This window comes from Bradyrhizobium manausense (genome assembly GCF_001440035.1).
Lineage (GTDB): Bacteria > Pseudomonadota > Alphaproteobacteria > Rhizobiales > Xanthobacteraceae > Bradyrhizobium > Bradyrhizobium manausense.
In genome coordinates this window covers 1-13,921 of the sequence record NZ_LJYG01000053.1, presented here as the reverse complement: position 1 = coordinate 13,921, position 13,921 = coordinate 1, and the positions used below count along the sequence as shown (strand labels likewise).

General features: G+C 64.9%; 14 protein-coding genes. 5 read left to right on the top strand and 9 right to left on the bottom strand.

Going from position 1 to position 13,921, the window contains the following annotated elements:
- Window positions 1-66: 66 nt before the first annotated feature.
- The 7 genes from AOQ71_RS14120 to AOQ71_RS14090 form a co-directional block, all read right to left on the bottom strand.
- Window positions 67-693 carry a methyltransferase family protein gene (locus AOQ71_RS14120; RefSeq protein WP_057747291.1) on the bottom strand — a complete coding sequence of 209 codons (627 nt, stop codon included), beginning with the start codon at window positions 691-693 and terminating at the stop codon, window positions 67-69.
- A 29-nt stretch (window positions 694-722) separates the two neighbouring features.
- Window positions 723-1,754 (bottom strand): NAD-dependent epimerase/dehydratase family protein, encoded by a 1,032-nt coding sequence (locus AOQ71_RS14115; protein ID WP_057747290.1) that lies wholly within the window; start codon window positions 1,752-1,754, stop codon window positions 723-725.
- A gap of 31 nt (window positions 1,755-1,785) precedes the next feature.
- Window positions 1,786-2,304 (bottom strand): Mpo1 family 2-hydroxy fatty acid dioxygenase, encoded by a 519-nt coding sequence (locus tag AOQ71_RS14110; protein ID WP_057747308.1) that lies wholly within the window; start codon window positions 2,302-2,304, stop codon window positions 1,786-1,788.
- 171 nt (window positions 2,305-2,475) lie between these two features.
- On the bottom strand, window positions 2,476-3,144 hold the full coding sequence (locus tag AOQ71_RS14105) for an OmpA family protein (protein WP_057747307.1): 669 nt from the start codon (window positions 3,142-3,144) through the stop codon (window positions 2,476-2,478).
- On the bottom strand, window positions 3,144-3,560 hold the full coding sequence (locus AOQ71_RS14100) for a hypothetical protein (protein ID WP_057747289.1): 417 nt from the start codon (window positions 3,558-3,560) through the stop codon (window positions 3,144-3,146). The genes AOQ71_RS14105 and AOQ71_RS14100 overlap by 1 nt, the downstream gene beginning before the upstream one ends.
- Window positions 3,561-3,648: 88 nt before the next feature.
- Window positions 3,649-3,930 carry a type II toxin-antitoxin system HicB family antitoxin gene (locus AOQ71_RS14095; protein WP_057747288.1) on the bottom strand — a complete coding sequence of 94 codons (282 nt, stop codon included), beginning with the start codon at window positions 3,928-3,930 and terminating at the stop codon, window positions 3,649-3,651.
- A 6-nt stretch (window positions 3,931-3,936) separates the two neighbouring features.
- Window positions 3,937-6,522 carry an ATP-dependent helicase gene (locus AOQ71_RS14090; RefSeq protein WP_057747287.1) on the bottom strand — a complete coding sequence of 862 codons (2,586 nt, stop codon included), beginning with the start codon at window positions 6,520-6,522 and terminating at the stop codon, window positions 3,937-3,939.
- Window positions 6,523-6,761: 239 nt separating this feature from the next.
- Here AOQ71_RS14090 and AOQ71_RS14085 point away from each other — a divergent pair, with 239 nt between their 5' ends.
- Entirely contained in the window at window positions 6,762-6,932 is a 171-nt protein-coding gene (locus AOQ71_RS14085; RefSeq protein WP_027529527.1) for a DUF1328 domain-containing protein, read from the top strand.
- 47 nt (window positions 6,933-6,979) lie between these two features.
- On the opposite strand, the gene AOQ71_RS14080 is transcribed toward AOQ71_RS14085, so the two are convergent.
- A complete protein-coding gene (locus AOQ71_RS14080) occupies window positions 6,980-7,483 on the bottom strand; it encodes a thioesterase family protein (RefSeq protein WP_057747285.1) in 504 nt (167 codons plus the stop codon).
- An 87-nt stretch (window positions 7,484-7,570) separates the two neighbouring features.
- Here AOQ71_RS14080 and AOQ71_RS14075 point away from each other — a divergent pair, with 87 nt between their 5' ends.
- The 3 genes from AOQ71_RS14075 (at window position 7,571) to AOQ71_RS14065 (ending at window position 10,887) form a co-directional block, all read left to right on the top strand.
- On the top strand, window positions 7,571-8,995 hold the full coding sequence (locus tag AOQ71_RS14075) for an FAD-binding oxidoreductase (RefSeq protein WP_057747284.1): 1,425 nt from the start codon (window positions 7,571-7,573) through the stop codon (window positions 8,993-8,995).
- Between the two features lie 95 nt (window positions 8,996-9,090).
- Entirely contained in the window at window positions 9,091-10,425 is a 1,335-nt protein-coding gene (locus AOQ71_RS14070; RefSeq protein ID WP_057747306.1) for a Spy/CpxP family protein refolding chaperone, read from the top strand.
- Between the two features lie 99 nt (window positions 10,426-10,524).
- Window positions 10,525-10,887: a hypothetical protein gene (locus AOQ71_RS14065; RefSeq protein ID WP_057747305.1), complete on the top strand. Its 363-nt coding sequence runs from the start codon at window positions 10,525-10,527 to the stop codon at window positions 10,885-10,887.
- Here AOQ71_RS14065 and AOQ71_RS14060 read toward each other — a convergent pair whose 3' ends face one another.
- A complete protein-coding gene (locus AOQ71_RS14060; protein WP_057747283.1) occupies window positions 10,888-12,555 on the bottom strand; it encodes a SulP family inorganic anion transporter in 1,668 nt (555 codons plus the stop codon).
- 187 nt (window positions 12,556-12,742) lie between these two features.
- Between AOQ71_RS14060 and AOQ71_RS14055 the strand changes: the two genes are divergently transcribed.
- Window positions 12,743-13,900, top strand: a complete 1,158-nt coding sequence (locus AOQ71_RS14055) for an IS481 family transposase (RefSeq protein WP_083513846.1) — start codon at window positions 12,743-12,745, stop codon at window positions 13,898-13,900.
- Window positions 13,901-13,921 lie beyond the last annotated feature (21 nt).

Below are 13,921 nucleotides of genomic sequence, written 5' to 3'. Positions count from 1 at the left end.
GCTCGCGATGCATGCGCATCGCGAACCTCGCAACTCAGGATGACGGATTAGCAGTGATGCACGCTCTCACCGCGGCGACGTGAACGGGATGATCATGGGCACGCGGCGGCAATAGGCGCCGTAGGCGTCCTCGCCGAGCTCCTTCGACAGGAACACCTCTTCCATCCGGCCCTTCTGCCACATGCCGAGCGAGATCAGGATGGCGCCGAGGATCGTCGTCACCAGGCCGATCGCAACGCCGGTCACCAGCATGCCGAAGATCAGCCCGGTGTAGATCGGATGGCGCACGATGCCGTAGGGCCCGGTGTCGATGACGCGGTGATCTTCCTTGTGGGTGATGGTGTTGGACCAGAACTTTCCGAGATGCAGCCGTCCCCACCAGGCGAAGGCGATGCCGGCGATGGAGAGGACCGCGGCGATGGTGATGCCGGTGTTGCCCAGCACCCAGAGCGGCTTCCAGCCCATCACCTCGGCAATGAAGGGCGTGTACAGGATGCCGCCGACCAGGATCGGCAGGCGATAGCGCTGCGACTCCAGCGTCATGACCTGCTTCTTGGTCCGCCCCTGCCAGAACGAGGCGCCCACCCAGCTGGTGAGAAAGGCGAGCCAGATCAGGGCCAGGAGTTCGGTCGGCCAGGTCGTGGTCCAGCCACCCCAGGCGATCGACAGAAGCTTGTTGGAATCGAAGGACATAAGGAAGGTTCTTTGGGTTGGGGAGCAGATCAGCTCGCGCGCGAGGAGAGCGCGTGATGCTCGATGGCATCGGAGGCGGCCTGGCCGCCGCGGGCGAGCAGATGGGTGATGGTTTCGCGCAGCACCGGCTCGATCGGGCGCGGCGCATAGCCCAGCTCGTCACGGGCCTTGCCGATCGAAAGGTCGCTCGCGGCAAGCGCGATGCGCACGCCCTCGGCGGTGCCGTTGGGCGGACGATGCGTGATGTGATCAGATATCTTCTCGAGCAAGATCGCGGAGAGTTCGGCGATCTTGCCGGGAACGACGATCGGAAGATGCCGCCGACCGCTCATCGCCGACATCATTCGCAGGATCTGCCCGAGCCTGACGCAATCGCCGCCGAGGATGTAGCGCTGGCCGATGCGGCCACGCTCCATCGTCAGCACCAGGCCCATGGCGACGTCGCGGACGTCGACGAGATTGACCAGGAAGTCGAGATGCGGCTGCACCTTCTTCTGCAGGAAGTACCACAGCATCGCCGTCGGCGGCGTCAGATTGTGGTCGGCAGCGCCGATCGGCATGGTCGGAGTGCCGATCACGAGCGGGAAGCCGCTGGCCGCGGCCTTCGCCGCGTGATGCTCCGCGAGCGATTTCGAACGCGTATAGGCGCCGGGCATTGCGTCGGCCGGCTGCAAGGCTTCCTCGGCGGCCACGCCGTTGAGGTTGGCGTAGGGGAACAGGATCGATTCCGTCGAGCAATGCAGGAAGCGCGAGACGTTGCGCTTCATCGCAGCCGCAAGCACGACCTCGGTGCCGCGGAAATTGACGTCGTGGAAGTCCTGCTTGTTGGCGACCCACATGCCGGGCAGGCCGGCAAGGTGATAGACCCGATCTACCCCGGAAACCGCAGCATCGACTGTCGCAGCGTCGAGCACCGAGCCGGGCACATACTCGACGTCCGCATTCGCGGTCGCCGGCGGGCGGACATCGAGCACACGCACCCGCTGCCCACGGGCGCGGAGCGCTTCGACCAGATGCTGTCCGATGAAACCGCTGCCACCGGTAACCAGTACGAGAGCCATGAAGTAGGTTTTGCTGTTCCGCTTGAGAAAGTTATCGGGTTGAAAGGGAGTTGGCCGGAAGAGGCGCCAGAATCGCGGCAAGGTCGCGACGGAAGCCCAGTGCAATGAACAATTTTGCCATGACAAACATCGGTCCCAGCAACAAATGCGACGGAAACGTGAATAACGAGGCTTCGCGCCCCTCAAAAACCTTGTGGCCGATGGTCTGCGCGGCGAGGCCGAGCACGACCAGGGCGGCGAAGACCGCCCACATCGTCACGGTGCTCACTTGCGCCGCAATGGTCGATGCGATCGAGAACAGCACGATGGAGACGGCCAGAATGCCGGCCCCGAGCGCCACATCGAGCAGCAGCCAGTAGATCAGAACCGGCAAGGCCAGGAGCACCGCCAGGCTAACCTCGGACCCGAACAGCGGGACCTTCACCAGCGTCAGCGGCATCACCGCGCCGGTGAACAGCAGGAGGATGCCCACCACATGCATCGCCGTGTTCCGGGGATCGCGATGGTACTCGACATAAACGGCAAGTTGGCGTTGAAACAAGCCACCCATCTTGGTCTCATGCAGCACGGGGTCGGGAAGGGCGAAAACAGCCTATAGCACCTGGGAGGGCAGCGCACAAACCGGCACTATTGTCGCGCAAGGCCTTGTTGTCGCGCTGTGAGACAGGTCACAAAATAATCAGAACTTCAAGGGGTTCCGTTGGCCGCGAAGTCTGCACGCTTAATGCTTCTTGGCGGGCTTTTTCGCCGCAGGCGCAGGGGCTGTTGCGGGATGCGCGGGCGCTTCTTCGGGCACTTTGGCAAAGGTCAGGATTTGCAACTGGCCGTTGACGGGTGAGGTCGGCTTGGCACGGTCGAGGAACTGCTCCTCGCCGAGACCGATCGGCTGCAGCCGCTTGGTCGAAATCTTGAACGTGTTCACCAGTACGTCGCGGATTGCATCGGCCCGGCGCTGGCTCAGGATCGCGTTGGCCTCGCGCGTCTTCGAATTGGATTCGACGTGGCCGACGATCAGGAACGTATAGGGCAGCAGCGAGGCGTGAACCAGCGCGTCGGCGATCCGGCCGACGGTCTGGTAGGATTCCGGCTGGATGATCGGCGTGTCGGCGTCGAACTGGATCTGCGCATTGAAGGCGGGCAGCTTGGCGAGGTCAGGCGCGATCGGCGGCCGGTTCACCGGACCCGGATCGTTCTTGATCCTGGCCTTGGCCCGCTCCATCACCTGCTGCTTCAGCGCGGGGAAGTCGACCTCAGGGGTCTCCTCGAAATGATTGAGCTTGCCGACGATATCGTCGCGGGTCGGCGCAGTCTGTGCAAAGGCTGCGCCGGCGAGCAGCGCGAGGCCCAACGCGATGCCGATGCCCGCGGCGATGTGCCCGGTTGCGCGCATCATCGATACCCCGCCTCGTCGACGGCCTTCAGGCAGTTGTTGCTGATGCCCTTAGGCGTCGAGACCAGGCAGGGGATCGACTTGCTGGTCTCCTTGGTCGAGCCGCCGCAGACCTTGACGATCTCGCGCTGGCAGGCGTTCGCCACGGTGACGCGGGCGGCGACGCGCTTCTGGATGGCGTCGAACGCGGTGAGGTAGTCGCTCAGGCACTGTTGGGAGAGCACGTCCCGGTTGCGGGACAGACACTCCTTCAGGCGCGTGGAATCAGGATTGACGCCGCGGCAATTGGCGACGATTTCCGCGCCGCAGCTCCTGGCCAGCAGCCCGATCGAATCGCCAAAGCTCATGGTCTCCGCCGTCGCGAGCGACGGCATCCCCAATGCAAGCACGACTGATGTGACGAAGCCCCGGACCATGATTGCATCTGATACGGGGAAGTTCGCCATGGTCAAGGGCTGATCGCCCCCGAACTGTCAGGAGCCCGGCGAGTGCGGCGAACAGTCCTCACTCCGCAGCGAGGGGTGGCCACTCGATCAGGACGGCCGTGTGGTTCCGGATCGCCTCGGCAAATTCCGGGGCGGCCTTCAGCTCGTCCAATGTCCTGGGCGGAGGAAGCTCGCGGCCGTTCTCGATCAGCTCCTCCGCATAGAACGTGATCGCGTCGGGCGCGCTCTCCAGCGCCTCCTCGACGTCGTCGCCGCCGGAGATGCAGCCGGGCAGGTCGGGAAACCACAGGCTGACGTCATCAGGGCCATTGTCTTCGATGATGGCAACGTACCGAGGCATGCAGGCTCACGCCCGCTGCACAAAACTGTCCACGACCTTCTTCTCGCCGGCCTTGTCGAAGGCGATGGTGAGCTTGTTGCCGTCGATCTTGGTGACGCGGCCGTAGCCGAATTTCTGGTGGAAGACGCGGTCGGACAGCGAGAATTCCGAGGTCGTGCCGGTGGATTTCGCGACCAGCTCGCCTTCGATCGTCAGGGGACCGCGGCGACGCGAGGAGAAGCTGCCGAAATCGGGGCCTGAAGACGACGACGTGGAGAATGTCGCGGCTTCCTCCTCGAAGCTGCCGCTTCGACCGCCGCCACGATTGCGGTTGCCTTCTCGGTTGGCCTGGGCGCGCTGCCAGCCCGGCGTGGTGTAGCTTGATCCAAACGCCTCCATGTCGTCGAAGCGCGAGGCGCCGTAGCCGCCGGTGCCGCCCCAGGCCGAGCCGCCCTTGGATTCCGTGATCTCGACATTGGCCGCCGGCAATTCGTCGAGGAAGCGCGACGGGATCGTGGTGGACCAGGTGCCATGGATGCGCCGGTTGGTCGCGAAATAGATCATGGCGCGGCGGCGGGCACGGGTCAGGCCGACATGGCCGAGCCGGCGCTCTTCCTCAAGTCCCGCGCGGCCCTGTTCGTCCAGCGTGCGCTGGCTCGGGAACAGGCCTTCTTCCCAACCGGGCAGGAACACGTTGTCGAATTCGAGGCCCTTGGCCGAGTGCAGCGTCATCAGCGACACGGCATCGTCCTCGGCGCCGCCCTCGCGGTCCATCACCAGCGAGATGTGCTCGAGGAAGCCTTGCAGGTTCTCGAACTCCTCCATCGAGCGCACCAGCTCTTTGAGGTTCTCCAGCCGGCCCGCGGCATCGGCCGAACGGTCCTTCTGCCACATCTCGGTGTAGCCGCTCTCGTCGAGCACGATCTGGGCGAGGTCCGTATGCGCGGTGACCTCGCGCTGGGCGCGCCAGCGATCGAACTGGGCGACGACGTCGCGCAGGGATCCGCGCGCCTTCGGCTTCAGCTCGTCGGTTTCGACCACGGCGCGCGCCGCTTCGAACAGCGGAATCCGCCGCTTGCGGGCGTGATCGTGCAGCAACTGGATGGTGGCATCGCCAAGACCGCGCTTGGGCACGTTGACGATGCGCTCGAAGGCGAGATCGTCGGCCGGCGAATTGATAACGCGCAGGTACGCCAGCGCATCGCGGATCTCGGCACGCTCGTAGAAGCGCGGGCCGCCGATGACGCGATAGGGCAGGCCGAGCGTGACGAAGCGGTCTTCGAATTCGCGCATCTGGTAGGACGCGCGCACGAGGATCGCGATCTCGTTGAGCTTCTCGCCCTGGCGCTGCAGCTGCTCGATCTCCTCGCCGATGCCGCGGGCTTCCTCTTCGGAATCCCACGAGCCCGTCACCGTGACCTTCTCGCCCTCGACGTCCTCGGTGCGCAGCGTCTTGCCGAGCCGGCCTTCATTGTGCGCGATCAGATGCGAGGCGGCGGCGAGGATGTGGCCGGTGGAGCGGTAATTGCGCTCGAGGCGAATGACTTTTGCGCCCGGAAAATCGTGCTCGAAGCGCAGGATGTTGTCGACCTCGGCACCCCGCCAGCCATAGATCGACTGGTCGTCGTCGCCGACGCAGCAGATGTTTTTGGTGGGGCCTGAGGGAGCCACCGTCATTCCGGGATGCGCCGGAGGCGCAGACCCGGAATCTCCAGCCGAGGACTCATCTCCGGATTCCGGGTTCAGGCCTTCGGCCTGCCCCGGAATGACGGCGGGAGTGGTGGGCTTCGCCGCCCCCGGCGCTTGCGACAGCAGCCGCAGCCACAGATATTGCGCCACGTTGGTGTCCTGATACTCGTCGACCAGGATGAATTTGAAGCGCTGCTGATACTGCCGCAGGATATCCGGGTGCTCGCGGAAGATGCGGATGTTTTCCAGCAGCAGATCGCCGAAATCGGCGGCGTTCAGGATCTTCAGCCGCTCCTGGTAGCTCGTATAGAGCTTGCCGCCCTTGCCGTTGGCGAACATCGCGGCCTCGCCCGAGGGCACCTGTGACGGCATCAGGCCGCGGTTCTTCCAGCCGTCGATCAGGCCGGCGAGCATCCGCGCCGGCCAGCGCTTGTCGTCGATTTTCTCGGCCTGCAGCAGTTGCTTGAGCAGCCGCACCTGGTCGTCGACATCGAGCACGGTGAAGTTCGACTTGAGCTGCGCCAGCTCGGCATGGAAGCGCAGGATGCGGCCGCCGATGGAGTGGAAGGTGCCGAGCCACGGCATGCCTTCGACGGCGTGGCCGAGCATCTGGCCGAGCCGGTGCTTCATCTCGCGCGCGGCCTTGTTGGTGAAGGTCACCGACAGGATCTCGGCGGGGCGGGCGCGGCCCTGGCTCAGGATATGGGCGATGCGCGTGGTCAGCACGCGCGTCTTGCCGGTGCCGGCACCGGCCAGCACCAGGACCGGGCCGTCCAGCGTTTCGACAGCTTCGCGCTGCTCCGGATTGAGTCCGGTGAGGTATTTCGGGCCCACCGAGGCGCGAGCACGCGCGGCGATGCCGCCGGCTGCGGGCTGGTGGTCGGGTACGCCTGTGATCTTGCTCGGCTCGGTCATGCGAATCATTTGGCCCCACGATGGCACCGCGGGGTGACGGGAGGGAGCCTTCTTAACAGGGATTAGCGCCTATATGGGGCGGCGGGGAGAGGTTTTCCACGTGCACGGCGGCCCGATTTGTTCCAGCGCGAGCTGCGAATTTCGCCGTTATGCGTGCCGGAACCATCGTTCCCGCGTCGAGATTGTCTGGATAGGTGGCGCGGGCAGCCGCGGCGATCGCCGACAGACATCAAGACGAGGGTTTGACCATGCTAGGCTGGGTTGTGACGTTTCTGGTTATCGCACTGATCGCCGGCATCCTGGGCTTCGGCGGCATCGCCGGCGCCTCGGTCGAGATCGCCAAGATCATCTTCTTCATCGCGGTCGTCCTGTTCCTGGTCTCGGCCGTGGTCGGATTGGCCCGCGGCCGCAGGATCTAGCGCCCTTCACCTCTCGCCGCTGGGAGAGGTGAGGCAAGCGCCGGGCATCAGCGTTTGACTGGCATCGCCACGCTGCGGCCGATGCCCTCGGGCTGCGCCAGGGCGCTATGGGTCCTGCCAATGCCCGCGATGCGCTGCTGGATGTCGGGCGGAAACGGCGCAACGCGCCGCGCCTTCATGTCCATGTGCAGCGACATGTTCTCGGAGGTGGCCGACAGCCAGCCCTCCGTCCCATGCCTCATCTCCTCGAACGTATGTAGCCGCTTGTCGTCGGCGGCCAGCAGCCACACCAGGATCTGCACGGGATCGCCGAGATGGATCTCGCGCAAATAGCGCACATGGCATTCGGCGGTGAAGGTCGAGCCGTGGCGCTCGTTCTTGTAGACCGGACCAATCCCGAGCTCGAGCCAGAACTCATCGATCGCCCGGTCGAACATCACGTTGTAATAGGCCATGTTGAGATGGCCGTTATAGTCGATCCATTGCGGCTCGATCTGCATGATCGAGCTTCTGAACGGCTCGGCGGGCTTCGAAGCGGCACTCTCCGGCATGTCTCATTCCCTGGCTATGCGTCCGGTCGCTTGACTTGACCGGTCAGATGTCCTTTGCCACGGTTTGTTCTGTCGGGAGGACGATCCGTGGGTACGACCATCACCAATAATCCGCCGCGGCCGGAGCCGAAAGCCCTCGCGAGCGCGCTGGAGCAGCTTGCCGCACGCTTCGGCAACCGCCTCATCACCTCGCAGGCCGTCCGCGAGCAGCACGGCCACACCACCACATGGATCGTCAACCAGCCGCCCGACGGCGTGGTGATGGCGCAGGAGACCGCCGACATCCAGGACGTGGTGCGGATCTGCGCAAGGAACGGCGTGCCCGTCATTCCCTTCGGCACCGGCACCTCGCTCGAAGGTCAGGTCAACGCGCCCGCCGGCGGCATCTCGATCGATCTGCGCGACATGAACAAGGTGCTCGCGGTGCATGCCGAGGACCTTGATTGCGTGATCCAGCCCGGCGTCACCCGCAAGGCGCTCAACGAGCACTTACGCGACCAGGGCCTGTTCTTCCCGATTGATCCCGGCGCCGATGCCTCGCTCGGCGGCATGGCTTCGACGCGTGCCTCAGGCACCAATGCGGTGCGCTACGGCACCATGCGCGACAGCGTGCTGGCGCTGAAGGTGGTGCGCGGCGACGGCGAGATCATCACCACAGGGACGCGCGCCAAGAAATCGTCCGCCGGCTACGACCTGACGCATCTGTTCGTCGGTGCCGAAGGCACGCTCGGCATCATCTCGGAGCTGACCATTCGTCTGCGCGGCATCCCCGAGACGATCGCGGCGGGCGCGGTCTCGTTCGTGTCCGTGCACGGGGCGTGTCAGGCCGTGATCCTGGCAATCCAGACCGGCATTCCGGTGGCGCGCATCGAGCTGCTCAATGCCGCGCAGGTCAAGGCCTGCAACGCCTATTCGAAGCTGACGCTGCCGGAGACGCCGCTGCTCTTGATGGAATTCCACGGCAGCGAGATCGAGGTCGCCGAGCAGTCCAAGGCGTTCGGCGAGATCGCCAAGGACTGCGGCGGCGGCGATTTCTCCTGGACCACCAAGCCGGAGGATCGCACGAAACTTTGGCAGGCGCGCCACGATGCCTATTGGTCCGTCAAGGCACTCCGCCCCGGCGACAGCATCGGCGTGGTCGCAACCGATGTCTGCGTGCCGATCTCGCGGCTTGCCGATTGCGTCAGCGAGACCGAGGAAGATCTCAAGCGTCTCAATCTGCTGTCGCCCATCGTCGGCCATGTCGGCGACGGCAATTTCCACTGCTCGCTGGTCTGCGACACCAACGACGCCGACGAGATGGCGCGCGGCGAGGAGTTCATGCATCGCCTGGTCGAGCGCGCCCAGGCAATGGACGGAACCTGCACCGGAGAGCATGGCATCGGCCAGGGCAAGCAGAAATACCTCAAGGCCGAGCTCGGCCCCGAGGCGCTCGATGCGATGCGCGCGCTGAAAAAGGCACTCGATCCGCAAAACATCTTCAACCCCGGCAAGATCGTGCCGGAGGCGTAGCCTGTCGCGCCCGCGGAACTTTCCGCGGCCACGCCGGTTCCGTCTCCCGAACAATTTCCGATGCCTCCATGGCGCGGCTTCTTTCGGAGGATGCGATGTTGCGACCGGTCATTGGACTCGCCGCTGCGGCGCTTGCCTGCGTGCTGGCGGGCACGGCTCTGGGTAAAGGCGGAGGCGGCCATGGCGGTGGTGGTCACGGCGGTGGTGGTCACGGCGGCGGGCATGGCGGTGGCCATTTTCATGGCGGCGGACATGGTGGTGGTCATCATGGTGGTGGTCATGGTGGTGGGCACGCGCATGGTGGCGGGCATCATGGCGGACCCCGCTTTGCGGCGGGCGCGCGACATGGCGGTCCGAACTTCGGTCGGATTCGCAATGCGGCCGTCGGCCCGGCGCATTTCCGCAGTGCACTCAATCTGCATTCCAGTGCTTTCCGCAACGGTCGGCTGATCAGCAATCCCGCGGCGCGCGCCCAGATCGCAGCGGCGGCGGCGCTTGCCGGCTGGCATGGTGCAAGCAGCGGATGGTGGCAACATCCAGGAGGCGGTTACGGCTGGGTCGGACCGCTGTTCTGGCCGTTCGCCTACAACGATCTCTACGACTACACGATCTGGGGCGACGGTCTCGGTTTCTGGGGCTACGGCTATCCGGACATCTATGCCGGCCTGTTCGCGCCCTATGGCTATGACGGTTTGTCAGCCTATCTGCCGTCGCGGCCGCAGGGTCGCCGGCAAGCGCGTGGTGTGGCGCTGGATCAGCTTTGCGGCAGCGATCGCCGCGAGATCGTCGGTCTGCCGATCGACCAGATTGCCGCCGCGGTACAGCCGACCGAAACGCAAGGTGCAAGCCTCGACGAGCTCGGCAATGCCTCGATCGATGCGGCCGGGATCATCCGCGCCTCCTGCCCGACGCAGGTCGCGGCGACGGCACCCGGCCGGCTGGCGGCGATGCAGCAGCGCATCGAGGCGATGGAGAAGGCCGTCGATCTCGTGCAGCCCGCGCTCGATAAATTCTACGGCTCGCTGACCGACGAACAGAAGCTGCGCTTCAACGCGCTCGCCGAAAACCAGCGGCGCGCGACGGATTCCGGCAGTGCCGGGACGTCGCTGATCCAGAATTGCGGTACGCCCGCCGCGCTCGATTGGCCCGGTGCCGACATCGAGGCGAGGCTTCGTCCGAGCGACACCCAGCGCGCCGCGCTGCAAGTGCTCCAGGACACGAGCGCCAGGGCCAGCGCATCGCTGAAGGCGGCGTGCCAGCCGGCCGACGTGATGACGCCACCGGCGCGCATGGCAGCGGTCCGCAAGCGGCTCGATGTCATGCTGGACGGCGTCAAGTCGGTTCGCGCCGCGCTGGAGGATTTCTACGGCACGCTCAGTGACGAGCAGAAGGCGCAGTTCGAGGCCATCGGACCGCGTCGGACGTCCTGAACGCGCCCGAGAAACTGTACCGCAAAAATCGCCTCGCCGATCCCGGTTGGGCTCTCTATGCTGAGTGAGCCTGAAGCGCGGTCAATCGGCGGTGAGGCGATGAAGTGGTTCGCGAGGCAGAAGCGGGCGGACATCTGGGACGAAGCGATCGAATCGCCGCTCGGCGACATCGAAGCTGCCGCGCGCATCCGCGCCATCTGCGACGCCGCGGCCCAGAGCGCCATCGCCGCTGCGCGAAACGACAAGAGCGAGAATGCTCGTTATGAGCGCGCGGCGAAGGCGGCAATGGAGATCGCCATGAAGATCTCCGACGGCCTGATGCGCGACGACGCCGTGCATCGGATCGTCAATCTGTGCATGACGGCGAACGATCTCAAGACCGCGCAGATCCTGTTCCGCGCGATCCACACCAGCTGGATCCGCGAGGCGGCGCAGCGGGATCATCCCACCTTGGTGCAGTGATTATTTCGCCAGCTTGTGCACGGCCTCATCCACGCTGTGGAAGACGTGCTCCTTCGGCAGGGCACCGTACAATTCGAAGCGCTCGAACGCCTCCTGCGCGCGCAGCGATTCCAGCCGTGCCACCGCGACCGTGACGCCTTGCGCGTTGCACACCTTGAAGACGTCGAGCAGGATCTGCGCCGCAGTAAAGTCGATCTCGACCATGCCGCTCGCCTCCAGCACCAGCAATTGCGGTGCCGACGTGCCCAAAACCTTGGTCACGTCGCTGCGGAAGCCCGGGGCGTTGAGAAAGGACAGCGGCGCCTGGAGCCCGATCACGGCGACACCCGCGACACGCTCGCCGGTGATGTGCGGATGCGCCGGCCACCAGATCGTGGTGCCCGGCACGCGTTCGAACTCCACCAGTCTCGCGCGCGTCGTGCTCCAGATGCCGTGCAGCAGCGACAGCACGATGCCGAGAAAGGCGCCCTGCTGGATCGGCAGCACGATGATCAACGCGGCGGTGGCCACGATCAGCAGGAACTCGCTGAACGACTGGCGATAGATCGTCACGATCTGTTGCACGCGGATGATCCGCAGCGCCACAAACAGCAGGATGCCGCCAAGCGCAGCGTCCGGAACGTGTCGCAACAATCCGGTGCCGAATGCGAGCAGCGCCAGCACGATCGCCGCCGCGGCAAGGCCTGCGAGCTGCGATTGTCCGCCGGTTTCGGCGACGATGCCGGTGCGCGGCGGGCTGGCATTGACCGGAAAGGCGCCGAACAGGCCTGACAGCACGCTGCCGGCGCCTGCGCCAAGAAAGTCGCGATCAACATCGGCGGGCTTATCGGGATCGGACGGAAACGACCGCGTCGTCGCCGCCGTCTGCACCATCACAACAACTGTGATGACGAAGGCGAGCGGCACGAGACGTACCCACAGTTCCGGTGCGAGGTCGGGCAAGGTCGGCCGTGGCAGCGTGCCCGGCACTGTGCCGACCACGTTGACGCCCTTGCTCTCGAGACCGAGCGCGACGGTGGCCAGCGTCGCGCCGACGAGGCCGATCAGCGCGCCGGGAATTTTTGCGCTGACGTTCTCGGAGATGAAGACCACGGCGAGCACGCCGAGGCCGATGCAGAACGTGATGGGATTGGTGCGCCCGATCTCGCTCGCGAGCACACCGATGCGGTCGAGCGTCGGACCACCAGGCGAGTCCAGTCCGAGCACGCCAGGCAATTGCGACACGATGATGTGGACGGAGATGCCGGCGAGGAAGCCGACCATGACAGGCATCGACAAGAGATTGGCGATGCCGCCGAGCCGGAACGCACCGCCGGCGAGCATCATCGCGCCGACCATCAAGGCCAGCGCGATGGCAAGGACCTGATATTCAGGCGAACCTGTCGTGGCGAGCGCCGCGAGCCCGCCGGCAAAAATCGGCGTGATCGTGGAATCGGCGCCGCAGGACAGGAAGCGATTGCCGCCGAGCAGCGCAAATCCGAGCGAGCCGGCCATGAAGGCGAAGAAGCCGATCTGCGGCGCAAAGCCGCCGAGCCGCGCGGTCGCCATCTGCTCGGGGATGGCGATCGCCGCGAGCGTCAGTCCCGCCATGAGATCGCCGGGCAGGGCATAGGACGCGAGCGATCGAAACAGCGGCCATGAGCTTTTGGCGCGAGGGTCTTGCGGCATCGATGTGGTGTCCCGGGAAAGGCCTGAGTCGGCCGGTGAGACTACAGCATGTCCGGAAGGCGCAGGCCACGGCCTCTCCGTCGTCATTGCGGGCGCAGTGTTTAGCCCGGAGACATGACTGACAGGTGTTCGGGGACATGGTTGACACGTCAAAATCGGCTCGATTCGTCAAACAAGGGGGCGAACGATGCCGTGGCGAGAGGTGTCAGTCATGGATCAAAGGCGGGAGTTTGTGGTGCTTGCCAAGCAGGAGGGAGCGAACCTGCGGCAGCTGTGCCGGCAGTTCGGCATCAGCGCTCCGACGGGCTACAAGTGGATCCAGCGGTACGATGCAGGCGATACGACATTGGCGGACCGATCGCGACGACCTCATCACAGTCCGGAGCGTACAGCTGCTGCGATCGAGCAACAGATCGTCGAACTGCGCGATGCTCACCCGGCCTGGGGAGCGCGCAAACTCGCGCATCGTCTCAAGCGCAACCGGCAGGCCGTTCCGGCGATATCGACCGTGCACGAGATTTTGCGACGTTATGATCGGGTGAAGGAGCCTGCGGGCACGCCTGGACAGCCGTATACGCGCTTCGAGAAGGATAAGCCCAATCAACTTTGGCAAATGGACTTCAAGGGACACAGTGCCTTGGAGAACGGCGTGTCCTGCCATCCACTGACGACGCTGGACGATCACTCGCGCTTTGCCTTGTGCCTGGCAGCCTGTGACAACGAACGAGGCTCGACGGTACGAGGCCATCTCGAGACGACGTTCCGCCGCTACGGACTGCCGGATGCGATGTTCGTCGACAATGGCGGCCCCTGGGGCTTCACCCTCGAAGACCCCTGGACCACGCTGACGGTGTGGCTTCTCAAGCTCGGCATCCGCACGATCCACAGCCGGCCCTATCATCCCCAGAGCCGAGGCAAGAACGAACGGTTCCACCGCAGCCTGAAGGCCGAGGTCTTCGCCTTCAAGCGCTACCGCGACCTTGCCGATGTCCAGCGGGCGTTCGACCAATGGCGCAACGTCTACAATCTCGATCGGCCGCACGAGGCATTGGGCTTCGATGTGCCCGCGAGCCGTTATCGACCGAGCCAGCGCCCTATGCCGAACCGCCTTCCAACGGTGGAGTACGACGACGGCGAGATCGTCCGTTCCGTCTCCACCACCAAGGCCTATGTCAGCTTCAAGGGACGGCTCTGGAAAGTCCCGCAAGCCTTCCGTGGTGAGAGGCTCGCCATTCGCCAGCTCAGTGCCGACGGAAAATTCGGAATATTCTTTGCCGCTCATCAGATCGAAACGATCGATCTGCGTAACCCCAAAAGTGTCAACCATGTCTCCGAACAGGTGTAAGCTATGTCTCCGGGCTAAACA